The organism is Mucilaginibacter sp. NFR10 (assembly GCF_900100445.1).
Taxonomy (GTDB): domain Bacteria; phylum Bacteroidota; class Bacteroidia; order Sphingobacteriales; family Sphingobacteriaceae; genus Mucilaginibacter; species Mucilaginibacter rubeus.
Genome location: NZ_FMTV01000001.1, coordinates 1,848,585 through 1,873,299, shown reverse-complemented (window position 1 = coordinate 1,873,299; position 24,715 = coordinate 1,848,585). Strand labels below are relative to the sequence as shown.

Below are 24,715 nucleotides of genomic sequence, written 5' to 3'. Positions count from 1 at the left end.
TGTGAAAAGCGAAGCTATTACCCGGATAAGAAAACTAAGCCAGTTGTATGCTTATACATCCATTCAAATGCATGAAAATATCGCTCGAAAAGCCGGACTATCAGGTACCGATCAAAAATACCTGGGCTTTTTCCTGGTGAAAGGGGCCATGACAGCCGGTGAGCTTATGGAAGTAACAGGGCTTACCAGCGGCGCTGTTACAGGTTTGATTGACCGGTTTGAGAAAAAAGACCTGGTCAAAAGAGAATTTGCGAAAACGGACAGGCGAAAAGTATTGGTAGTGCCGGATACTGAAAAGATAATGCAGCTCATGGCTCCGCTTTACAAGGATTATCGCAGCCATTCGGAGCAATTGATCGGTTCTTTCGCTGAAGAAGATTTGAAAATTATCGAAAAATTTTTGGAAGGATCGATTGCAATTATGAATGAAACAGCCAATCAGTTTAAAGACAAGTGAGGTATATGAAAAACAGAAGTTTATACATTGTTGATTTAAAAAAGGCCGATAAAACGTTTATTAAGTTAATCGGGGGCAAGGGGGCAAATCTGGCAGAATTATACAAAATTAAGGCGCTTAATGTGCCTGACGGTTTTTGTATAACCACTGAAGCGTTTAAAGAAACTGTTGGGAACGACCAGGAGTTTAATTCACTGCTGGAGCAATTAGCATTGCTAACCGAAAACCAAAAGAATGAGATCAATGAAATAAGCAAAAAGATCAGAACGCTGATAGAATCGATAGCTCTTTCTCAGGAACTGAAAAGCCAGATCGTTGCGCATATGGACCAATATGGAAGTGATTACGCTTACGCCGTTCGTTCAAGTGCGACAGCGGAGGACTTAGCCACCGCATCGTTCGCCGGACAACAAGATACCTACCTAAACGTTATCGGCGAAGCCGCTATTTTAAAACACATCAGCAAATGTTGGGCATCTCTTTTTACGGAACGTGCCATAATCTACCGGCTTCAGAATGGCTTTGATCACCGCAAGGTTTACCTGGCTGTTATTGTACAGCAAATGGTAGCTGCAAAGGTAGCAGGCGTGCTGTTTACAGCCCATCCGGTTAATGGAAACAGGACAGTGAGCTCGATAGATGCAAGCTTTGGTTTGGGGGAAGCACTGGTTTCTGGTTTGGTTAACGCCGATAATTACCAGGTGCGTGAGTCAAGAATTATTGAAAAGAAGATTTCGGAGAAAAGGATCGCTATTGAGATCATTAAAAATGGCGGCACCAGGCAAACAGAGATCGGGCCGGAGCAACAACATATGCAAGCACTAACTGACGAGCAAATTCTAAAACTCGAACAAGCGGGCAGGATGATCGAGGCACATTTCGGCCATCCCCAGGATATTGAATGGTGTTTAGCTGACGATAAATTCTATATTGTACAAAGCCGGCCAATCACCACAATATATCCTGTGCCAGCGGCAGACGATCAGGAGAACCGGGTTTATGTATCTGTAGGGCATCAACAAATGATGACTGATGCATTTAAACCACTCGGCATATCCGTTTGGATGTTAACCGGAAACCGCGCGATGTTCAAAATGGCTGGCGGAAGGTTATTTGTTGATATCTCGAAGGGCCTGGCTTCGCCGGCAGGCAGGGAAAATCTGTTGAACGTGTTGGGGCATTCAGATCCGCTCATAAAAGACGCACTGATGACTGTAATCGATCGAAACTTTGTAAAAGAGGACCCTGAAGCCAATATTCCCGGACAGGTTAAAGGTCATCACGGGATGTCAGCGTCGGATATACTCACGGAAGTAGGGAACGACGTGGGAATTGTTGCCGATCTCATCAATAGCAGTGAAAAGTCGGTATCAGCATTGAAAGATAACATCCGGGCAAAAACAGGACCCGATGTATTTGATTACATCCTGGACGATATGCAGCAACGGAGGCAGCTGTCTTTAGAAAAGAAAAATCTGAACGTGATCATGGCGGCCATCCATGCATCGGCCTGGATCAATGACAAGATGAAAGAGTGGCTTGGTGAAATCAACGCAGCAGATGTTCTGTCGCTTTCTGTTCCAAACAACATTACCTCAGAAATGGGCCTTGAACTTTTGGACCTGGCGGATGTGATTCGTCCCTATCCGGAGGTCATCGCCTATCTGCAAGGGGCAAAACAGAATAATTTATTGAATGGGTTATGCCAGTTGGAGGGCGGATCGCAAGTACACGACGCTTTCATTGCTTATCTTAACAAGTATGGTATGCGTTGCGCCGGCGAGATCGATATTACCCGTACCCGATGGAGGGAAAATCCAGGTGCGCTGGTTCCGATGATCTTGAGTAATACCAAAAACCTCGAACCAGGGGAGAGCACCCGAAGATTTAAGCAGGGGAAGCAGGCAGCCTTAGAAAAAGAACAAGACTTAATGTTGCGCTTGAAACAATTGCCTGATGGTGAAGAAAAAGCCCGGGAAACGAAGCAGATGATTGACCTGTTGCGGAATTTTATCGGCTACCGCGAATATCCGAAATACGATATCGTGAGCAGGTACTTTATCTATAAGCAGGCTTTGCTTCAGGAAGCCGAACGCCTTGTAAAAGCCGGTGTGCTTCATGATGAAAAAGATAGCTATTATCTTTATTTTGAAGAGTTGCAGGAGGCGGTGCGTACCGGAGAAGTAGATTACCAGCTTATTGACCAGCGCAAAACGGATTATCAATTTTATGAAAAGCTGACGCCGCCACGAGTTATTACATCTGAAGGTGAGGTAATAACAGGTCATTACAGACGGGAAAATATCCCGGCAGGGGCCCTGGCCGGTCTCGCTGTTTCTTCCGGCATAGTTGAAGGGCGCGCACGAGTGGTGCTAAACGTAGAAGGTGCTGATCTGGAAGATGGCGATATCCTGGTTACAACCTTTACCGACCCAAGCTGGACCCCTTTATTTTTAGCCATCAAGGGCGTGGTTACGGAAGTTGGCGGACTGATGACACATGGCGCGGTAATAGCCCGTGAATACGGTTTGCCGGCGGTTGTTGGCGTGGAAAACGCGACCAAGCTGATTAAAGACGGTCAACGCATTCGTGTGCATGGAACCGCAGGGTATGTGGAGATTATGAGCGAAGCAGACGTGTAGTGGAAATAATCTTGTCGCGAATTACCCCCGGGATTGTCGCTTTTGCACACTGCGAAACACCGGCGTGCATCCCATCTTTGTATCGTTGATTAAGTTTATGATCAATTAGGATCGTGTTACGAAAACAACAAAGTAAACCGTACAAAATTTTTAAACAAGCAAATAACGATGAGTACAATACAAATTACAAGCTCAAAGCTTTGGAACGCCATTAAGCTTTCTCTAAACGGCGAGCAGCAGGATTATACACAAGGCAGTATCCCGAAAGCCATCTTTTTACTGGCTATCCCAATGATCCTGGAATTAAGCCTGGAAAGCGTTTTTGCGGTGGTAGATATGTTCTTTGTAGGTAAACTTGGACAAAACGCTATAGCCACGGTAGGTTTAACGGAGTCGGTGATCACCATTGTCTATTCCATCGCTATTGGCTTAAGCACCGCGGCCACGGCAATCGTAGCGCGAAGGATTGGTGAAAAGAAACCGGAAGCCGCGGCACATGCAGGAGCCCAGGCGCTGGTAATTTGCCTGATTACAACTATAATAGTAAGCATGGCTGGTGTTTTATATGCACCTGAGATCTTAAAGTTAATGGGTGCAAGCGAAGAAGTGGTGAGGGACGGAGCTATTTTTACCCGGATCATGCTGGGCAGCAGCCTTATTATTATCCTGTTGTTTCTGATCAACGGAATTTTTCGCGGCGCGGGTGACGCCGCCATGGCGATGAAGAGCCTTTGGATTGCAAGCATTATAAACATTATTCTCTGCCCGGTTTTCATTCACTTTTTTGGGTTGAAGGGCGCTGCTATGGCCACCGTAATTGGAAGGAGTTGCGGGGTGACCTTCCAGGTATACCACCTGTTTAAAGGCAGCGGCATTCTGAAATTTCGCAGTGTCCACTTTAATTGGGATCCCGCTGTGGTAAAGACCATCATCGCTGTGGCCTGGCCGGCAACCTTTCAATTTATCATTGCAAGCGGCAGTTGGATCATCTTGACGCGGTTGGTTGCTGAAACCGGCGGTACAGCAGCTTCAGCCGGCTACCAGATCGCTTTTCGGAATTTTGTTTTCTTTATTTTACCATGCTGGGGGTTAAGTAATGCTGCTGCGACCCTGGTAGGGCAAAATTTAGGTGCAGGTCATGTTGAAAGGGCGGCTCAAAGTGTGTTGCTTACGGCGCGATATAATGCTGTATTGATGAGTTTCGTCATGCTGCTGTTCCTGTTCTTTGCCCGTCCCATCATCAGCATATTTACAACCGAACCCGTTATTTTGAACTTTGGCAGTACGGCGCTCCGGATCATCGGTTCGGGATTTATTTTTTATGCTATAGCCATGGTCATGAGCCAGGCCTTAAACGGGGCCGGTGACACCAAAACGCCTACATGGATCAATTTTGGGTGCTTCTGGCTTTTTCAGGTGCCTTTAGCTTACTTACTCGCAAAAGGCTTAGGATGGCATTCGGCAGGCGCCATCGCAGCGGTGCCCGCGGCGGAGGCGCTTTTAGCCCTGGTTTCCTGGTATTACTTTAAAAAAGGGAACTGGAAAAAGGTGAAAGTGTAAGGCCGTCCATATTGAATTACTAAAAAACAATTAAACCACATAAAAAATGAAAAACAAAATCCTATTCATTGCATGCCTGTTATTCGGGCTGATGTTTATCAATGCAGGCCTGAACAAGTTTTTAAATTACATGCCTGTACCAAAAGATATGCCGCCAAATGCTATGGCCATGTTTGGCGCCATTATGCAGATCAAATGGCTGATGCCACTTATCGGCATCGCCGAAATTATTGGAGGGATCCTGGTGATTATTCCCCGTTTCAGGGCTTTAGGCGCGGTGATCATTTTTCCAGTTATGGTTGGCATATTGTTAACTGTTATTTCTTTATCTTCGGGAATACCGATGGTGCTTGTGCTTTGGGCGGTGCTCATCTGGGTGCTATTTGAAAACAGGGAGAAATATTTTCACATGATCCGGTAGCGGATGGCATAGTCTGGCTATTCCGCAACTAAATAATAACCGTCCGGTGAATTGGAAATTACAAATGATTATAGGCAAGTCGTGTTACGTATTTGAGAGACTTTATTAAAAATCACATGAAACTTTTTGAAAAGGAAACGGGCAAAACAAACTGTGTCGGGGTAACCGGAGCTTCTGCAACCGGGGCATCAGCAATTGCTGTGTTAGCATTGGGATCTATGGCTATTGGCGCGATTGCTATAGGCGCATTGGTGATTAGCCGAATCATGGTTAAAAAAGCTGTAATCAGAAACCTCCATGTCGGTAATCTCAGCGTAGATAACCTTGTAATTAAAAATCGCGAAGATTAGCACGTCCCTGGGGGATCCGGTTACGTTGAATTGAGGTGGAGTAAAGTGTTATCAGAGTTGTTTCTGAGTCTGCCCTTGTTCCCACGATAATTTCGTCTCGCCGTCGATAGCCAACAATATCGTTCTCGGACACTGGCCGGCTTGCGTCGGAAACTCACCTGCCTTAAAATCGTCTTTTGTTATGTTTTGAAATAAATTCAGAACGGCCGGCTCAAATTGTGGGAATATGGCAGCCGGGAAGACAGATTACGCATCGATAAAATAAATGTTGTTTTTAAGCGTTACATTCATCATTTAGTGCATGAAAAGAGCGTGTTTGGGAATTGTGTTGGCTGCACTGTTATTATTGACGGTCGACGGTTGCGGCGTAGTTAAATCTCTGGGTAAAAATCCGGATGGCGAAGAACTTACCCGGTTGGATTCTTTACCAAATTATAAAAATGGAGCTTTTATAAATTTGGCTGAACTTTCCGATTCTACGGTCAAACGTAAATTTCTTTTTTTGAGCAGACGTCCTGAAACCATCAGGCCTTCTCATGCACTTCCGTGGATTAAAACCGATCTGAATTCATTAGCTGCTCCTGCACCTACGATCGTTTGGTTTGGACATTCGTCTTTACTTATAAAAAGCGGACAGTTTAATATGCTCATTGATCCGGTTTTTAGCAATCATGCCGGACCGGTGCCCGGATTGATTACCGCATTCCCGGGTACAAAGCATTATCACGCCGATGATATGCCTCAAATAGATGCGCTGATCATTTCTCATGATCATTACGATCACTTGGATTATCGAACTTTGAAAAAATTAAAGAACCGTATTAAAATGGCTATCGTGCCCATGGGAGTAGGCGCTGATCTGGTATACTGGGGGTTTGACCCTAAAAAGATCATCGAACTTAATTGGAACCAATCGATTACGTTGTCAGGTGGTATTCGGGTTACCGCCACCCCAGCCCAACATCGCAGCAATCGTACGTATAAGAATGAGAATAAAACATTATGGGCCTCTTACGTTTTTCAGATTGGCAGTTATAGGCTGTTTTACAGTGGCGATAGCGGGTACGGGCCGCATTTTAAACAAATAGGCCAGCAATTCGGGCCATTTGATCTGGCGTTTTTGGAATGCGGGCAGTATAGCCCCAATTGGCCATGGACGCACCTGTGGTTAGGGCAACCCGCACAGGCTGCTGCTGACCTGCATGCCCGTTTGTTACAGCCTATTCACTGGGCTAAGTTTATTGAAGCTAACCAGCCCTGGAACGAACCGATAAAAAGGCTTGTGCCTGCAGCAAAGGAGTTGGGTGTCGAACTAAACGTTCCGCGTATTGGGGAGCCTTACACTTTAGGCAGCCCCCTCAAACAGGTTGCGTGGTGGAATTTTGAATAACTGCTTTTGTAATATTGAATAGTTAATAAGAAGGATCATATCCGATGGCAGGATGATCATTTGAACAACCGGCAATCAGTATACAAGGCCAGCTTAGCTAATCAATTTTTCAGGTGCCTCCAGATGATATCATGAATGTCGGTCGCTATCAGGTCCTGTTTTTCCAATGGGTTATCGGTAATGATCACCGGCTGATATTCTGACGGTACATCCACCCGGCCATGAGAGCCTTTAATCAGGGCGGCATCCAGGGGAATGACATCCATCACATACCTGAAACCAGCCTTTTTGCGCAGCAACTTGTAGCCGGCGCGGAGCTTTGAGCTCATAAACATCTCAACAGGATCATAACCCGGTTTTTTATGGATGTCAACTACGCGCGCGTAATCCGGGGCAAGCGCGTCATCCAGCCAAAAGTAATAAGTGAACCAACTTCTTTCATCAGCGATCAGGACCAGGTCGCCGGCCCGGGGATGGTCGATGTGATATGCGGCCTGCTCTTCCCGGGTAAGCACCCGTTCAACACCAGGCACGGCTTCAAGCAGCGCTTTGACTTTTGCCGTTACGCTCGCATCGTTGATGTAGACATGTGCCAGTTGGTGATCAGCTACCGCAAAGGCTTTTGAAGCGCCAGGGTCAAGTATCTCCAGTCCACGCTCAATCCTGATGCCTAACAAGCCGTTTTGCCTCAATACCCGGTTTAAATGAACCGGGCGGTCCACCGGGGAGATACCATATTCGGAAAGGATAATGATCTCGGCATCTTTTTTCCTGTAAAACGAAACCAGATCTTCGATAATTTTATCAATATCATTCAGGTCTTTGGCAATAATTGGTAAATCCGGACCGAATTTCTGCAGGCAATAGTCCAGATGGGGCAGGTATACCAGTGTTAGCGTCGGGTCATACAGCGTATCTGTTTCCATTGCAGCGTCAGCTATCCAACGGCTTGATTTGATGTTGGCGCCGGGCCCCCAAAACTGAAAAAGCGGAAACTGCCCCAACTTCGCCTGAAGGTGATCGCGCAGGCCGGCAGGCTCCGAGTAACAATCCGGTATTTTTCGTCCGTCCGCAAGGTAGTTTGGCCTCGGCGTCACGGAGTAATCCGCCGATGAGTACATATTATACCACCAAAACATTACCGAACTCGTAAAAGAAGGATCTTCGCTCTTGGCCTTTTCCCATATTTTCTGTCCCTCCACAAGTTTGTTTGACTGCTTCCAGAATTTTACTTCACAATCCGCGCGGTCATACCACCCATTACCTACAATGCCATTGTCAACAGGAAATTTACCGGTGACGTAGGCGGACTGCATGGCGGTGGTAACAGCAGGTAATACAGGTGTTATATGCGTCAGATGTCTGTCTTTGGTATAAGATTTAAGAAATGGCGTATGCTCGCCGATCAGAGACGTGGATAAACCTACTACATCGATAACTACCGTTTTATTCATATTAGTTTCTTTCTTATGATATCTGCGCTTTAACCCAATCCAATTCCCGGATGATCGATTGCGTTAGGGGGGCCTTCAGCTCATCCGGCAATACACTCCAGGTATATGTTTCCACCTCCAGGTGTTGTGTAAAAGCAGCGTTCCTGAACTTGTTGAGCACCCTGATAATATCGTTTTGTGTTGATTGCACCACACCCATATCCTCCACAAAAACAGGTACATGGAAATGCGCACGCCATTCATTGACTACCGGGTTCCGGCTATCTGCCAGGGCTTCCGGTAAATCGGGATAGCGGATCAATTCTCCATTTGCAGTTTTCGCGATCACCTGGTGCAAATAGGTTGGCTCGTTGAATCTGGCAAGCGCGTCGGTCACCTCATCCCTCATAGCCAAATTCACCGGAAGGCGGGCCTTTAGGGCAGCACTGATTTGTATCTTGCCAACCCAGATACCTTTCGCGGCCAGTTCATCAATGACGCGCTCATGTTCTTCATAGCCGATAGCAAAATGGCAAACATCATAGCATAGGTTAATATGTTGTTTTACAACTGCTTCTGCATCAGCCGGAGACAGGCCAAACTGTTCTCCCAGCACTAAAATACCCCGCGGCAGCAGGTCGTTTTCAAACCAATCTATAAACTCCCGGCCTGATTCCAGGAAGCCATCCGGCTCGGGTTCGATATCCAGGTGCATCAGGATTCCAGTCGAACTGTATTTTTCAAAAAGTGCGGCCGCCACCGTTAAAATATTCTCCGTGGCGATCGCCCTTGCAGTGTTCCGGGCTTCACCGGCCGCATGCCATGGCTTATAGCTTAAGGGTGAGGTTGAAATTCCTCCCTGCAAACCTTCAGGAAGTAATTCGGCCAATATATGAAACAGGCGTAAGGTATAATCCACGCGCTCAACTGTTGTCCAATCCGGCGCATGCACTTCGTCCTTGACCACGGTGTTGTGGAAACCGCCATAGGGGAAACCGTTCATCGTGAAAACATAAGCATCATGATCAAACAGCCATTGTTTGAACTCCGCTAAGTTATCTTCCTCTGCCAGCAAACCCAGGCTCGCCATATTAGAAAGGCGCAGGCCAATACCCATTTGTTCCTTCCCTGCAAGGGCCGCCCTGATTGCCGGGAAATGGTTTTTCAGGGCTCCGAAAGTTTCCGGCCAGTTCTCCGCGGGATGGATATTGGTACAATAGGTCAGGTGCGCTGCATTTATTTTCATGAGGGCAGATGTTTGTATTGTTTAAATTTGCGTTTGTTGAAGTTCGAATTGCCGGTTGTATAGTTCAATACTCGCTTGTTTCAAAAGCTCGGTATCAATTTCATGCACCTCGGCACCTTCGCCAATAGCATTGAGTAACGTAATAGTGAGCTCTCCGCCCAAATGCTCGCGAAACTCCTCCAGGCCCTGCAATAATGGGCTGTCTTCTCCGCTGATCTTTAAGAGCCCATGGCTGATTTCAAAACCTAAGTTTTGGATCAGGCTTACCACGCGCTCACTGTCCGCCGCGGTTAAACGGCCGCAAAGGCAGGAATAAACCGTATCCAGGGCTATCCCCATGGCTACTGCCTCACCATGTCGAACGTCGAAACCGCTGAGATATTCCAGTTTGTGCGCGCTCCAGTGCCCGAAATCCAAAGGGCGTGATGAACCGCTTTCAAAGGGGTCGGCGCCGGCAATGTGCTGCATGTGCAGCTGCGCACAACGCCAAATCAGGTAATTCATTGCTGCCGCGTCGCGGCTTACGAGGGCGGATGCGTTCTGTTCTATCCAGTTGAAAAAAACAGGGTCTTTGATCAGGGCAACTTTGATAGCTTCGGATATTCCGGAACGCCAGTCTCGGTCGGTCAGGGTGGTCAAAAACTGGTCATCATTAAAAACAGCGACAGGTGGTGCGAATGTGCCCAGGAAATTCTTTTTCCCAAAATAATTGATGCTGTTCTTCACCCCGATCCCTGAATCGTTCTGAGACAGCACAGTTGTTGGTATGCGGATAAGCTTTACTCCCCGGTGGGCTACTGCAGCAGCATAACCTGCCATATCCAATACGGCCCCGCCGCCAATTACGGCGATGTATGAATGCCGGTCTATACCGTAATTATTTACCGCTTCGAGGATCATATCAAAATAGCGTTCATCATTCTTTACGTACTCGCCGCCGGGGATCAGCAAGATCTCGGGCACCAGCTGAATAGCAGTATGCGTCTGAAAATAGGAGTTGATATCGGAGTATAAATGCTCATGGGCGTCGGCCACCCCCTGATCCATCACAAACAGGATCTTCCTTAACGCGCCTGAAGTAGCAGCGTTTGCCAGAAAACCGTTCAGAAGGGGATTGTCCTTTGCGAATAAGGCCGAAGTAAAAAAGACGTTATAACTATATTTTACGCTGAAGTTCTGTTGCAAATGTTCCATCGGGGGAAGATCTTTGTTATTGAAATTAATTAGGTGACTGCAAACATTTTCGACAGCCACAACGAGAGCGGTAAAAGGCAGGCGATCATCAAGGCGAATGTAAGTGAGCTGAATGTGGCAGACCAGGAAGCGTCCATCAATATCAGGGAGATCACCCCGGCCTTTACGGCATTACCAATATTTTTGCCGATTGGCTCTCTTATAGCTATGAGCAACGGTTTGAATATCATCCAGGTAAACGGTAAGATGAAAAGCAGTGACCATAGCAGCCGGTTATTAACGTACGAAAAGTAGCTGATAAAGGCAATGACCGCGGCGTACAGAAATGCCGCTATATACAAGTTGCTCTTTTTGCCCCCATGAACTTCGCCACGACTGGTCAGTGTGATCGAGAATATGTAAACCACAGGCGCTAATGCTAACATTGACCAATGGTTGAGCGCATCCGGTATGAGGCTGACTCCCAGCAGCAGGTTTAATCCCCGACACATCCCCATATTAAGCGGCCCGAAAAAGGGATGATGCTTACCAAACTTGTCATAGAGCAGCGCGCAGAGCGCAATAGCTGCCGCGATTATACCAGATGCCGCCGAAACGAGAAATGCCAATAAAATGCCTGCGCTTAACAACAACGTGCCGAGCGCTGAAGCTTCCGGTAAACTAACCTTGCCTGAGGGGATAGCCCTTTCAGGCCGTTCAATCTTATCAGTCTCCACATCGAAAATATCGTTAAAAACAATACCGCCGCCGTAAAGACAAGCTGTGGAAAGGCAAAGGAGGAGGGCCGTTGGCCAGGCTCTTTCCGTTAAAGTACCCGGAGCACTGGCAATAGCGATCCCCGCCAGAATATCTGCGACCGAAGTAACAATATTGGCGGGCCGCATGAGCTGAAGATAAATGTACAGTTTCCTCAAGATCACGATTAGCTAATGATGATGGATGATTTATCGATTCTCGGTTGCTGGCCGCCGCGCAATATACTGTTACCTTCAAATTTTACGCTTTGATCAACGTTCCTCACCGCGGCGAAATCAGTTTCATCGAGCTGTCCGCTTTGGGCAAAAGCGGTAATTGCGTTACCGTAGGTGATCAATTGGATATCTTTGTCACTGATACCGCGTATTTTCATTAGTGCGGCGGTTTTCGGCACAGCCAGGGGATCACTGATGCCCCAATCAGCAGCCGAATTGACCATGATCCGCTCCGGGCCATATTGCCTGGCGATTTCAACCATGCGCTCATTACCCATTTTGGTGAAGGGGTAAATCGTGAATGCGGCCCAAAAACCCCGGTCAAGGACCTCTTTAACGGTCTCCTCGTTGTTATGATCAATGATGACCTTATAAGGATCAATGCCATGTTCTATCGCGATGTCCATACTACGGCGTGTGCCGTTTTTCTTGTCGCGGTGCGGCGTGTGGACCTGTACCGGCAGGCCGGCTTCCCTGGCCAGTTCCAGTTGCAAGCGGTAATATTTTTCTTCAGCCGCTGTTTGATCGTCGAAACCTATTTCACCGATACCCACAACACCCTCTTTATAAGCAAACAGCGGAAGTATTTCCATCACTTGTTCTGCAAGGCTTTCATTGTTTGCCTCGCGGGAGTTAAGCCCTATGGTGCAATAATGTTTAATGCCAAACTGCGATGAGCGGAATCTTTCCCAGCCAACCAGGCTGCTGTAATAATCGCGAAAGCTGTCAATGCCCGTCCGGGGCTGTCCCAGCCAGAAAGCCGGTTCTATCAGCCCAACCACGCCCGCATCAGCCATAGCCTGGTAGTCATCAGTTGTACGGGATGTCATATGTACATGCGGGTCAAAAAAACGCATACCTTTTATGGCCGTTATATCAAATGACTCTGGTTTTTCGCCAGGTATTTGCTCTCTGTTTTCAAAATTGCTGCAACACATATCCCAAAATTAATTTTTTGTATCGTTAATAAATTCGTTCCAACTCGTTTTTCTGCCCGCCGCCATCTTTAAATGATCAACTTTCAACAATTCTTTTGCTGGCTGAAAGCTGCTTTCGGCAATAGCTAATGCCACCGCTTCCCTTTCAAGTTCGCTTACACCCGGTAATCCTTCCTTGATGTCCTGCAGTATAGCATCATCCATAAAGCGACTTACTAATCGCCATAGCATAGGATCTGTACTCCGGCCGGCTGACCAGCGCTCTCGCGCGTAATCGATCAATGTATGTGCAAGGCTGGCATTGGCACGCTGGTCCAATCCCGTGATCAGTTCCAGCTTTTTTTCGGTGAAAAGTGCCTTTAGCACCATTTGGTTCCAGGCCGGCTCGGGCAGGTTTTCCGCAGGGTAGGGGTTGCGATACATGATCGCTTCGAGCACAACGCCCAGATTACTGCGGTTGCCTTCCGTACAGCGTTGTACCCATATCGGGGCGTAAGCAAGCAGAGGTAAAGCCGAATATAAAGCCACCAATTCGTTCATTTCAGCAGCTAAGAATAAGTTCTCGATGTTCCGCTGATAACGATCTTTATCGGTGGTGTCAAGCGTTAACAACAGCCATACCCTGGCAAGCCTGTCAACCGACCATCCTGCGATCGAAAAATCTTTACGGATAGCCGATAAACCAGCTTCGTTTTCAGTACCGGCATTGACCGGAGCTTTTCCTGTCTTACGCGGCAAAGCGGTGAAGGTAGCGTTAAATGCTGCAGCAGATGCAGCATGGGCTCCCTGGGCCAGCAGCCAGTCTTTTGCATCCGGGCTTACATGCCTTGCAATGAGATCTGTAAGCAGGGGCTTAAATTTTTCTATATCATAAGTGAACATATCTTCAAATCATCAGGGTTGACCGATCTGTGTTGCTCAGGCCGCGATATAATTGATGAGCAATGCGCCGGCAATGATCAGCAGGCCAAAGAACTCCCTCGTTTTTTCTATATAAGGCTTGTCTGCCTGCATCGTTTCTACCAAACTTGGCCTGTTATATTTCGTTATCCAGTCGCGGACACCATCTTTAGAAAAATAAATGATACCTGCATGAACAAGATATATCGCGATCAAGCATAGATACAACCTCGGATAAACCAGGTGAAAAACTACCAGCCCGCAACACACCGCCGCACTAAGGTAGATTGGTACCCAAAGCCATGGATCGACATCGTTCAGGTTAAGGTAAGCGAAGACCAGGAAAGAGAGACAGAAAATGATATTTATAATAGTAATCATATTGAACAGATCGGAGCCAGGCAAATTAATAAATGTAATGTAATCTAAGGCTCATATATCAATATAAATTTTCTTTCTCTTGACAACTTCACTTTCTATTGGAGATGGGCAGTGTTTTTGCATTGTAACCAGGCAAAAACGCTTACATATCGGAAGTGATGAGTTTTTGCAGAGCCGGAAGAGACACCGGCCGGAGGTCGTTTTTGTATAAAATAAAGTCTGGTTTAGGTAATTCTGCGTCGCTGGCTTTAATTAATTTAGCGTGGCGTATACCTTAATTAAACCGTCCTGAAAAACGTTGGGTTTATTATCATACAAAAGGTTTAAACCATCGCTAATTGCCTGAATTGTTACTGTATGAAAACCCTAATTATGTTTAACCGAAAAAACACGATCAAGGCAGCTTGTTTGCTGCTAACACTATTGAGCCATTCTTTTGTGGTAAGGAGCCAGCAAATGAGCGACGCAGAACGAAAATCAATGGAAAAAGGTAAGGTGTACCCCGCATTAAAGGGTGCAGGGCAGGGTGTATCGGGCCCAGGTTCTAATCTTCCGCCCGAAAAGATGCAATGGTGGGAGGATCAGAAATTTGGGATGTTTATACATTGGGGCCTATATGCAATTCCGGCCACGGGTGAATGGACCATGTTTAATCAAAAGATATCGGCGGAGGAATATGCCAGGTTAGCCGATCAGTTTAACCCAAAACATTTTAGCGCCACAGAATGGGCTAAGGTAGCCAAGGAGGCAGGTATGAAATATATGGTAATGGTTAGCCGCCATCATGATGGCTTTGCCCTTTGGAACAGCCCCTCAAGTTACCGGCATTTTGATAGTTGGGAAACTGCCGCTCACCGTGATTTTGTAAAAGAGTATACTGATGCGTGCCGTAAAGCAGGCCTTTATGTAGGCATTTATTATTCTCCTTTGGATTGGCGTTTTCCTGGTTATTTCGACCCTAAGGGGCTTCCTGACAACGCTGCCTTGCTCAAAAAACAAACATATGGGCAGGTAGAAGAACTAATGAAAAATTACGGCAAAATAGATATTTTGTGGTATGATGGGGGCTGGCTGGCGCATAAAGGTACCGATGCCGACGCTGCCTGGTTTTGGGAACCATTAAAACTTAATGCTATGGTACGTAGCTACAACCCGGATGTGGTCATTAATCCAAGATCAGGGATGGTGGGAGATTTCCAGACCGACGAAGGTGGCGCGGATGTTAAAGGGTCTATTATTCCCTTTCCATGGGAAAAATGCTTGAACCTTAATGAAACCAGTTGGGGATACAATAAGGCTCAGCGATTGATGCCGCTGAAAAAGATTATAAACATGCTTGTTAATACCGTTGACCGCGGTGGAAATATGTTATTAAATGTTGGGCCGGATCCGGACGGTGTTATTCCCCCTGCTCATGTGGATCGCCTGAGAGAAGTGGGGCAGTGGTTAGCAAAAAATGGCGAGAGCATATATCAAACGCGTCCGGGACCTTTTCAACCTGTTGATGATTTTTATGGAGCCACAAGCAGGGGGGATAAAATATATATCCACGTGCTGAAAATGCCGGCGGGAGATACTATCATAAAATTACCGCCTGTTAAACAAACTATTACTCATTGCAGGGTACTGCATGGTAAAAAAGTTAAATTTGATCAGGATTCAACGGGTATCAGTCTTGACTTAGCCACAGTAAAACTCGATTCACTGGCAACCACTTTGGAGTTAAAAACAAAAATTAACTAACTGTTCAAATATCCTAAAGTTGAGCTAAAACCGGGGCTGTAAAATAAACTGTGTCAATCCCAGCCCGGCCCCGGCCACCTTGTTAATTTATTGACTATACCGTTGTTGCAAATCAGAAATAGCGTCAAATTCATCAGCGACTTTTGTTATCAGGCTTTCGAATACTTTAAAATATTGGGCATACACCTTGTGGTTTTCCGCGTTGGGCAAATAGGTTTGATGCATGGTTACCGTTTTGGAGGCTTCTTCTAAAGAAGGATAAATACCCATCTCGGTCGCGCTTAGCAGGAACGCACCTTTGCCTATGCTGTCCGCATGGTTAAGTGTGCTTACGGGTTTATTAAACAGGTCGGCTATAATTTGAGTGCAAAAGGGTATAGACGCGAAACTGCCGTTGATAGACAGGCTTTCGATATGACGGTGTTTTTCCAGCGTACGGCCAATACTGTACATCTCATATAAGATACCCTCAATGGTGGCCCGTATAAAGTGTTTGCGCTCGTGCCTGATGTTAACGCCAAAATAACACCCCCTTGAATTGGGGTTCCAGATAGGTGCCCGTTCGCCGTGCAAAAAGGGAAGGAAGATCAAACCGCCCGAGCCGACTTCGACACCCGCAGCTTCCTCTATCAGCATTTCCATTGATTGATCGATATCAAAAGCCTCCCGAAAATCACCAAATTGTTTCGCAAACCAATTGAATATCACGCCACCGTTACTTGTAGGCCCTCCGGTGATGATATGCTTATCGGTAAGCAGGTAGTTGAAAATCTGCTGTTTGGGGTCTTCTATTATTTTATCGCCAATGATCCGGAACGCGCCGCTATCTTCAATGGTAATAGTGGCCATACTATTTTCCCAAACGCCCGCGCCCAGTGTAGCCAGGCAACCATCACTTGATCCAATCAGGATTTTAACCGTTGGCGACAGTTTTAAAACCCTTTGATATTCTTTTTTCAGCGTTACCCCCGAATAGAAAACCGGGTGCAGATCCGGAAGCTCCTGTGGTGTTATGCCGGCAAACTCCAACGCAGCCTCATCCCAGGTTAATTTATGAATATTCATCAGGCCTGTTGCAGATGCTATACTGTAATCTATCACACAGTCTCCTGTTAGTTGTTGAATGATATAGCTCTTTATAGGCATAAACTTTTGTGCCTGTTTGAATTTTTCGGGTTCGTGGTTTTTCATCCAGGCAATTTTAATTAACGACGACATCGGGTGGATGGGAGTGCCGGTAGCCTTGTAGATCTCCTCGCCCAGGCTGCTTTGTTTAAGCTCTGCGGCCTCTTTTTTGCCCCGGTTATCAGCCCAGGTAATGGCGTTGCCTAACGGTATGCCATCCTTATCCACTGCCAGTAAACTATGCATAGATGAGCCAAAGCAGATACAGGTTACGGTATATTTTTTAGGGTAGATCTTTTCATTAAGCAGATTTTTCAAAATGTAGAGCATGGTAATAAACATCTGCTCAGGATCCTGTTCGCTATGGTCGGGTTGTTCATGAAAGGTGGGATAATGCCCCTTTGACGAACTGATTAAGTTACCGGAAAGATCAAAGGCGAAGACCCTTACAGCGTCTGTGCCCATTTCTATGATGATGATACAATTCATGATGTATATTGATGATCTGGTGTTTTATTTTTTTCTGAACTCGCTTGGGGTGTACCCGGTAAGTTTTTTAAAGGTTGTGGAAAAATGCTGAGACGAATAAAATCCTGTGCTCAGCGCTATGTCGGTAACATTTACCTCGTTTTTTTTAAGCAGTTTGGTAGCTTCAGTTATCCTGATGTTGATTAAATAATTTAGAGGTGAAAAGCCTGAATAGTTTTTTACTTTTTCCGTGAAGGCGGTAGTCCCCATGCCTGTCAGCGCCGCCATTTCTTCCACCGTCCATTGATGTGCAAGGTTTTGCCGTAATGTTTGCTCCAGCTTCAGGAATGTTTGAGGGAAATCTCTTCTGGAATTGTTTTGCCTGATCAATTGCCGGCTCACCAACACAAAAAGCTCGTCGAGCAGCTGGTTTACACGTGTGTAAAAGCCTACTTCCTCATTTTGTAATTCAAGTTGTAAATTATGCATTAAAACCTGCGCTTCTTTCAGTTTCAAAACAAGCTGTTGCTTATTTACAAGCAAAATCTGGTTGATGGATAGTTTTTCCTTTTTAGTAAGCCCGCTCCATTTACCCAGCAAAATCTTTCCACAATCTTCGGCAGAGATCTTTAACCCAAACAGAGCGCCGATATTTAATATTCCCGTTTCGCCGCCAATGCGTTGCCCGGGCAATACTAAGGCAAAATCGCCCGGGTATAAGGTATGTTGTTGTAAGTCAATCATCCAGCTGAATTTTCCCTCTAAAATATAATACAGGCAAATGCAGTCCGTAACGTTACTGTTAAAGGAGTTGAGTTGGATAGTATTGTTCTTTTTGTGGGTAAACTCCAGAATATGCGGAAAATGCATAAGTTCTTTAGATATGCCCTGCTGAAGTATCAATTGATTCATTCAGTATAATAATTGGTATACGTTGCTGCCGCCTCTGTACTGCAACGGTTATCGGGCATCCAACAGGGGGCGCCCATTGAAAGCAAGTTTACACATTACAAAACTAAAATTTGTATAAAAACCAACGCTGTTTTTTAATGGTATTTTCCGGGTTAAATATTATGATACTTTGTAAGTATTATAACCAGTTACAACCAATACCAAAGCCGCTATTCCCCTTAATAGTGCGCGTTTTAAATTTATTACGATGAGAAAATGCCGTCTTCTTTACCGTGTTGCGGGTATTGCATTGCTGCAATGCTGTTTGTTTTTTCATAACGCCTTCGCGCAGCAAATTTCCAGGGATGAGCTGATATTTCTTACTCCCGAATGGAAAGGTGAGCGCTTTGCCGATGGTCGCCCCCGGGTGCCGGATGCAATCCTGGCCCGGATGAAGCAGGTGAGTATTGAAGAAGCCTGGGCCGTTCTTAAAAATGCAGGCTATGGCTATCAGCTAACCGAAAACTGGCTGGTGATAAATCCCGACAGCGTTTTGGTTGGCCGCGCAGTAACTGCTGTTTTCATGCCTGCACGCCCCGATGTATGGAAAGCTATTGACGACAGGGGCAAAACCCAGGGAAAAAAAGGGCAAAACACCTGGCCGGTAGACCTGCTGATAAAAGGCGATGTGTACGTGGCCGATCAGTTTGGGGCCCATAAAAACGGGCCTACCATCGGCGATAACGTCGGTAACGCTATCTACGCGAAAACCGGCAACGGCATAGTTTATAATGGTGCGGTGAGGGATTTGCGGGGATTAAAAGAGATGGGCGGCTTTACATCCTTTGTAGAAAGTTATGATCCATCGTACCATAACCCGCCCGGCGACCTGAACACCATGATTGTTGGGATCAATCAGCCTACCAGGATCAAGCAGGCTACCGTAATGCCCGGAGACGTGGTTTTGGGCGAGAATGGCGTAGTCATATTTATCCCGCCGCACCTGGCCGAAAAAGTAGTGACCACCTCCGAAGTGGTGAGGTTAAGGGATATGTTTGGCCACCTGAGGTTAAAAGAAGGTAAATACACAGCCGGGCAAATAGACGCCCGGTGGAGCCCGGATATAGAAAAAGATTTTTCAGCATGGCTTAACGAGCATATTAACGAATTACCGGTACCTAAGGAGCAGATCCAAAATATCCTGAAAAACCGGACCTGGTAAATAAATCTATCCTAAATATAAAATATGTCAAACTATCAAAACAGGCGCAGCTTTCTTTCGAAAACTGTATTAGCCGGTGCCGCTGTATTAGCAGCACCATTAAATAAAACATTTGGGCAGGGGCTAATAGATGCCAAAGAGCGCACCCCGCAGGCATCATCCCCATCCGACCTTAAAATTACAGAAGTTAAGTGCGCCTACGCGGGTGGCGGGCTTTTTGTAAAAATATATACCAACCAGGGCATCTGGGGCTCGGGCGAAGGAGTTGACGCCATAGCGGGAACTTATTACCTGGTTAAACGGCTGGAATGGATGCTGAAAGGCCGAAGCCCCTTAAATCCAAACAGGATAGCGGAGGAGATCAGGAAAGCGAACTTTTTTTCCGGTGCGCAATCCGGGATGTTTGTGGCCGTGCTCACCGCGGTTGAGGCGGCCCTTTGGGACCTTACAGGTAAAGCTTTGGGTTTACCGGTTTACCAGTTATTAGGCGGCAAATATCGCGATAAATGCCGTGTTTATTGTGATACGGAATTATACACAGCCACAAACCCTGTGCCTGATGATTATGCAAAGGCTGCCCGCGGGGCGGTTAACCGCGGATACACTGCCGTGAAATTTGATATTGACGATGCCCGTGACCCCAATAAATTTGACCGCTATAACTGGACAGCCAGTAACGCCGAACTCGACAGGATGTATAATGCCATAGCAGCAGTGAGGAAAGAGGTTGGGCCAAACATTGATATATGTGTGGATATGCACGGCCGTTACGATGCTACAACCGGCCGCAGGGTTGCAAAAATGATGGAACCCCTTAACTTAATGTGGTTGGAAGAACCGGTACCTGCAGATAATATTGATGTGTACAAAACTATAACCCAGGAAACCAGCACACCTATTTGTGCCGGGGAAAATTTTTACCTGGCTTACGGTTATACGAGGCTGCTTTCGGAAGCCGGAATTGATATTGTAATGCCCGATCTTCAAAAATGCGGCGGGCTGGGCGAGGGGCAGCGGATAGCCAACCTTGCCAACTTATATTATGTGCCGTTTTCGCCGCACATGGTAGGATCTTTCCTGGGGGCTATGGCAACCGCGCATGTTTGTGCCTCGGTACCCAATTTCCATATCCTGGAATGGCAAACGTTGAGCGATACCGAGCCAAAATGGAAGGAAATAGTACAATACGATAAACCCTTTATTGAGAAAGGTTTCCTGGTGCTATCTGACAAGCCCGGAGTGGGTGTTGAGATCAACGAGGAAGGGTTGAAGAAATACGCGATGCCCGGAGTCCCTTTCTTTGCTTGATCAATGCCGGGTATGAATACTTTTTTCAAAGTCACTATCACGTTAACCATCGCTGCGTTTGCCGCTGTACTTATTGTGATACCTAAAGGCCTTGGATACACAGGGCCTTATGTACTTGCCTTTTTTGTACTGCTTGCAGTAAGCCTCTGTGCTTCGCCAAAAACCAAAAGCTTTGCTTATACGGTATTGATTTTTGGCGCGGCGGCCATGGCGCTTTATTATCCTGGTTTTTTTATCAGTTATGGCAATTTTAAATATGCCACACTTATTATCCCGCTAATACAGCTCATCATGTTTGGTATGGGCACTTCCATGCATTACCAGGATTTTCTCGGCGTGTTAAAGTCGCCCGGAGGAATCATCATAGGGGTGGTGAGCCATTTTATTATAATGCCCTTACTTGGCTTCAGCATCGCGACACTGAGCGTAAAATTAGCCGGAATGCCTGCCGAGATAGCGGCCGGCATTATACTGATCGGTTGTTGCCCTAACGGCATGGCATCCAATGTGGTATCCTATCTGGCGAGGGCAAACCTGGCGCTCTCGGTTACTATAACCAGCATTTCCACCATGCTATCGCCGGTATTGACACCATTTTCAATGAATTTACTTGCTGGTCCGCTTATTAAAATAGACCCCTGGTTAATGGTGGTGGATATTTTTAAAATGGTCATGATACCTATTGCTTTGGGTGTGCTGTTTTCTTCAATAGCCAAAAAACGCAGCACATGGCTAAAAAGGATAATGCCCATAATATCCATGGGAGGCATTATCTGCATCATTATTATTATAACAGCTGCCGGGAGAGAAAGCCTGCTTAAAGTTGGCCTGCTACTGGCATTTTTGGTATTGCTGCATAATATTGGCGGCTATTTACTTGGCTTTTGGTCGGCTAAGGCATTTGGAATGGAAGAACGTGACTGCCGCACCATCGCTATAGAAGTAGGGATGCAAAATGGGGGGATGGCTGCTGGACTTGCCAAAGCGATGGGCAAAATCGCTACGCTGGGCCTTGCCCCGGTCATCTTTTCAACTTTCATGAATATTACGGGTTCTTTGCTGGCGTCTTACTGGCACAAAAGAAAGCCCGGTCCGGCGCACAAGGCTACTTTGCACAATCCTGCTGAGAACTAAGAAGCTGTTTAAAAACGAATGAAATGAATGTTTTTTGTAGAGGCGCATCACATGCGTCTCCCGTAGGACAAGCCGTGCTCAATAGGCGAGCATGCGGAAGACGCATGTGATGCGCCTCTACATTTGGAAATCATCGTTTTTAAACAGCCCCTAAGATGCCAGCGGTTTCCGCTAAGTTTTTTGTGCAAAAATCAACGCTGTGTTTTTTTGGAAGCTTAAGCGATTTGCTTTAGCATTCTTTGTACATAACCAAGTAACCGATTTGTTACATTTTTTTGATAACGAAATAACTGCCGCATAAACGCCGGACAGCAATAAATAGCTATGCATATATTTAAAACCAACGATAAAGTTATTGTAAAATACGCCGGTCTGTTATACAGTTCGCCGGATTGGAACTGGGACAGTTTTATAAACCGTGAAACGCTGCACAGCGAAGTTTTAAAAGATCTCCAAAACATTTCAGCCGACCCGTTGCTGGCCCATGATCTGGAACAATTATGTACTCCCATTGCCAGTCAGGAGATCTGGGCGTCGGGCGTCACTTATCTGCGCAGTAAAGATGCCCGGATGGAAGAATCTAAAGATGCAGGTGGAGGTGATTTCTATGCAAGGGTTTACAATGCCGAACGTCCCGAGATCTTTTTTAAATCGTCGGCATCCCGCGCGGTCGGCCCCGGTGGAACGGTTCGCATCCGGAAAGATTCGGAATGGAACGTTCCGGAGCCCGAGTTGGTATTGTTCATTTGCAGCGCGGGGACTATTGAGGGTTATATGATTGGCAATGACATGTCGTCAAGAGATATCGAAGGAGAAAATCCCTTATATCTTCCTCAGGCTAAATCATACGACGGAGCCGCCGCGGTTGGCCCGTGTCTTTATGTGCCGGGGACAGCTATCCCGCCTGACACCGAAATTCAAATTGAAATAGTGAGAGATAATGTTCAGGTATTTGCCGACACCATATTGATCAGCAGGATGAAGCGTACGCACCGGGAGCTCGCCGGTTACCTGTTTATGGAGATGTCATTTCCAGCGGGTGCATACCTGATGACCGGTACCGGTATAGTGCCCCCGGATTCTTTCACACTTAACTACGGCGATGTAATAAGTATTACAATAAGCAATATAGGAACACTTACAAACCTGGTGGGCAAATAATTGCATCAGGGCAACGATATCAATTAAATAAAATTATAAAAGAAAATAAAATGTCACAGTTCAGAAGTGCCGATTGGTTTGGAAAAACAGGTAAAATGGGGTTCTTATACAGGAGCTGGATGAAAAACCAGGGTATGCCTACCGACCTTTTCGACGGAAGACCGGTCATCGGGATCTGTAATACATGGTCGGAACTAACCCCTTGCAATGCACATTTACGGGACCTTGCCGAAGCGGTTAAGCGCGGGGTTTATGAGGCCGGCGGTTTCCCGGTAGAGTTCCCGATCATGTCCTTAGGCGAAACTTTGCTAAAACCAACCGCTATGCTGTTCAGGAACCTGGCCAGTATGGACGCGGAAGAATCAATTCGCGGCAACCCGATAGATGGCGTGGTATTGCTGACCGGCTGCGACAAAACTACACCATCTACCATGATGGGAGCGGCCAGCGTAGGCTTACCTACTATCGTAGTGCCGGGCGGGCCAATGCTCAACGGTAAATATCGCGGCGCTGATATCGGATCGGGCACAGCGGTATGGAAGCTGACCGACGACCTCAAAACCGGTAAAATAACCAGCGATGAATACCTTGCTGCTGAAAGCTGCATGTCGAGAAGTGCGGGCCATTGTATGACAATGGGCACCGCGTCTACTATGGCCTGTATGGTTGAGTCGCTTGGCATGTGCCTTTCGCAGGCCGCGGCTACCCCGGCGGTCGACTCCAGGAAAAAAGTACTGGCGCAGCTATCCGGCAGGCGTATCGTTGAAATGGTAAAGGAAGGTTTAACGATATCAAAAGTTCTTACACGTACCGCTTTCGAAAACGCTATTAAAGTAAACGCGGCAATAGGAGGGTCAACCAATTTCATTATACATCTTACGGCAATTGCCGGGCGTATCGGGGTTGACTTATGCCTCGACGATTTTGACAGGCTGGGCAGCAAAATACCTTTGTTACTCAACCTCATGCCTTCCGGAAAATACCTGATGGAAGATTTTTACTATGCAGGCGGCCTGCCGGTGATATTGAAAGAGCTTAGCAATGAGCTGGATATGGACGCGATAACGGTAACAGGTAAATCGCATGCGGAAAATATAAAAGACGATGCTATATGCTACAATAAGGACGTTATCGCCGCTTATGATGATCCAATCATTGCTGAAGCGGGCATAGCCGTTTTAAAAGGAAACCTGGCCATTAACGGCGCGGTTATCAAGCCGTCGGCGGCAACGCCAGCACTAATGCAGCATACCGGCAGGGCGGTGGTTTTTGAAACTATCGAAGACTATCACACCAGGGTTGATGACCCGCAGCTTGATATTGACGAAACCTGCGTGATGGTGCTTAAAAATGTTGGGCCGGTAGGTTATCCCGGCATGCCCGAAGTTGGCAATATGGTGCTGCCCAAAAAACTGCTGGATAAAGGTATTACGGATATGGTAAGGATCTCCGACGGACGGATGAGCGGCACCGCATACGGTACGGTTGTGCTCCATGTTTCACCGGAGTCCGCCATCGGCGGTAACCTGGCGCTGGTTGAAAACGGGGACCTGATATGCCTCGATGTACCGGCCAAAAAAATAGAGTTGCTTGTAGATGAAGTTGAATTGCAAAGACGGCGGTTGTTATGGCAAAAACCTGCTTATCATACCGATAGGGGGTACGTATCTATGTATCAGCGCCATGTGCAGCAAGCCGATAAAGGAGCCGATCTGGATTTCCTGGTTGGAAATTCAGGATCTGTTGTAACCCGCGATTCGCATTAAACTAAGCTGATTAT

General features: G+C 46.6%; 21 protein-coding genes. 12 read left to right on the top strand and 9 right to left on the bottom strand.

Annotation, left to right across the window (positions count from 1 at the left end; translation table 11 throughout):
- The first annotated feature begins 1 nt into the window (after position 1).
- From BLP33_RS07705 to BLP33_RS07680, 6 genes are all read left to right on the top strand, one after another.
- Positions 2-457 (top strand): MarR family winged helix-turn-helix transcriptional regulator, encoded by a 456-nt coding sequence (locus tag BLP33_RS07705; protein ID WP_090526120.1) that lies wholly within the window; start codon positions 2-4, stop codon positions 455-457.
- Positions 458-462: 5 nt separating this feature from the next.
- Positions 463-3,099 (top strand): phosphoenolpyruvate synthase, encoded by a 2,637-nt coding sequence (ppsA, locus tag BLP33_RS07700; protein ID WP_090526119.1) that lies wholly within the window; start codon positions 463-465, stop codon positions 3,097-3,099.
- 168 nt (positions 3,100-3,267) lie between these two features.
- Positions 3,268-4,659: an MATE family efflux transporter gene (locus BLP33_RS07695; protein ID WP_090526118.1), complete on the top strand. Its 1,392-nt coding sequence runs from the start codon at positions 3,268-3,270 to the stop codon at positions 4,657-4,659.
- A gap of 46 nt (positions 4,660-4,705) precedes the next feature.
- A complete protein-coding gene (locus tag BLP33_RS07690; protein ID WP_090526117.1) occupies positions 4,706-5,080 on the top strand; it encodes a DoxX family membrane protein in 375 nt (124 codons plus the stop codon).
- Positions 5,081-5,196: 116 nt separating this feature from the next.
- Positions 5,197-5,430, top strand: a complete 234-nt coding sequence (locus BLP33_RS07685) for a hypothetical protein (protein ID WP_090526116.1) — start codon at positions 5,197-5,199, stop codon at positions 5,428-5,430.
- A gap of 301 nt (positions 5,431-5,731) precedes the next feature.
- Positions 5,732-6,820 carry an MBL fold metallo-hydrolase gene (locus BLP33_RS07680; protein ID WP_090526115.1) on the top strand — a complete coding sequence of 363 codons (1,089 nt, stop codon included), beginning with the start codon at positions 5,732-5,734 and terminating at the stop codon, positions 6,818-6,820.
- Positions 6,821-6,921: 101 nt separating this feature from the next.
- Here the strand turns inward: BLP33_RS07680 and BLP33_RS07675 are convergent, their stop codons facing one another.
- From BLP33_RS07675 to BLP33_RS07645, 7 genes are all read right to left on the bottom strand, one after another.
- A complete protein-coding gene (locus tag BLP33_RS07675) occupies positions 6,922-8,274 on the bottom strand; it encodes an alkaline phosphatase family protein (protein ID WP_090526114.1) in 1,353 nt (450 codons plus the stop codon).
- 13 nt (positions 8,275-8,287) lie between these two features.
- Entirely contained in the window at positions 8,288-9,499 is a 1,212-nt protein-coding gene (gene eboE / locus BLP33_RS07670) for a metabolite traffic protein EboE (protein ID WP_090526113.1), read from the bottom strand.
- A 21-nt stretch (positions 9,500-9,520) separates the two neighbouring features.
- On the bottom strand, positions 9,521-10,693 hold the full coding sequence (locus BLP33_RS07665; RefSeq protein WP_090526112.1) for a 3-dehydroquinate synthase: 1,173 nt from the start codon (positions 10,691-10,693) through the stop codon (positions 9,521-9,523).
- Positions 10,694-10,722: 29 nt separating this feature from the next.
- Positions 10,723-11,613, bottom strand: a complete 891-nt coding sequence (gene eboC, locus BLP33_RS07660; RefSeq protein WP_254780079.1) for a UbiA-like protein EboC — start codon at positions 11,611-11,613, stop codon at positions 10,723-10,725.
- 2 nt (positions 11,614-11,615) lie between these two features.
- Positions 11,616-12,521: a TatD family hydrolase gene (locus tag BLP33_RS07655; RefSeq protein WP_254780078.1), complete on the bottom strand. Its 906-nt coding sequence runs from the start codon at positions 12,519-12,521 to the stop codon at positions 11,616-11,618.
- 90 nt (positions 12,522-12,611) lie between these two features.
- Positions 12,612-13,484, bottom strand: coding sequence for an EboA domain-containing protein (locus BLP33_RS07650; RefSeq protein WP_175489964.1), 873 nt, complete (start codon positions 13,482-13,484; stop codon positions 12,612-12,614).
- Between the two features lie 36 nt (positions 13,485-13,520).
- Entirely contained in the window at positions 13,521-13,883 is a 363-nt protein-coding gene (locus BLP33_RS07645; protein ID WP_090526109.1) for a transmembrane 220 family protein, read from the bottom strand.
- A gap of 357 nt (positions 13,884-14,240) precedes the next feature.
- Between BLP33_RS07645 and BLP33_RS07640 the strand changes: the two genes are divergently transcribed.
- Positions 14,241-15,626 (top strand): alpha-L-fucosidase, encoded by a 1,386-nt coding sequence (locus BLP33_RS07640; RefSeq protein WP_090526108.1) that lies wholly within the window; start codon positions 14,241-14,243, stop codon positions 15,624-15,626.
- A gap of 87 nt (positions 15,627-15,713) precedes the next feature.
- On the opposite strand, the gene BLP33_RS07635 is transcribed toward BLP33_RS07640, so the two are convergent.
- Together BLP33_RS07635 and BLP33_RS07630 are read right to left on the bottom strand one after the other, a co-directional pair.
- On the bottom strand, positions 15,714-17,240 hold the full coding sequence (locus BLP33_RS07635; RefSeq protein WP_090526107.1) for a gluconokinase: 1,527 nt from the start codon (positions 17,238-17,240) through the stop codon (positions 15,714-15,716).
- A 24-nt stretch (positions 17,241-17,264) separates the two neighbouring features.
- Positions 17,265-18,131, bottom strand: coding sequence for an AraC family transcriptional regulator (locus tag BLP33_RS07630; RefSeq protein WP_090526106.1), 867 nt, complete (start codon positions 18,129-18,131; stop codon positions 17,265-17,267).
- A gap of 247 nt (positions 18,132-18,378) precedes the next feature.
- On the opposite strand from BLP33_RS07630, the gene BLP33_RS07625 reads away from it, so the two are divergent.
- The 5 genes from BLP33_RS07625 to BLP33_RS07605 all read left to right on the top strand — a co-directional run bounded on the left by BLP33_RS07625 (position 18,379) and on the right by BLP33_RS07605 (position 24,701).
- On the top strand, positions 18,379-19,332 hold the full coding sequence (locus BLP33_RS07625) for an RraA family protein (protein ID WP_090526105.1): 954 nt from the start codon (positions 18,379-18,381) through the stop codon (positions 19,330-19,332).
- A 24-nt stretch (positions 19,333-19,356) separates the two neighbouring features.
- Positions 19,357-20,640 carry a mandelate racemase/muconate lactonizing enzyme family protein gene (locus BLP33_RS07620; protein ID WP_090526104.1) on the top strand — a complete coding sequence of 428 codons (1,284 nt, stop codon included), beginning with the start codon at positions 19,357-19,359 and terminating at the stop codon, positions 20,638-20,640.
- Between the two features lie 12 nt (positions 20,641-20,652).
- Entirely contained in the window at positions 20,653-21,774 is a 1,122-nt protein-coding gene (locus tag BLP33_RS07615) for a bile acid:sodium symporter family protein (protein ID WP_090526258.1), read from the top strand.
- A gap of 324 nt (positions 21,775-22,098) precedes the next feature.
- Positions 22,099-22,935, top strand: a complete 837-nt coding sequence (locus BLP33_RS07610; RefSeq protein WP_090526103.1) for a fumarylacetoacetate hydrolase family protein — start codon at positions 22,099-22,101, stop codon at positions 22,933-22,935.
- 50 nt (positions 22,936-22,985) lie between these two features.
- Positions 22,986-24,701, top strand: a complete 1,716-nt coding sequence (locus BLP33_RS07605) for an IlvD/Edd family dehydratase (RefSeq protein ID WP_090526102.1) — start codon at positions 22,986-22,988, stop codon at positions 24,699-24,701.
- Positions 24,702-24,715: the final 14 nt, after the last annotated feature.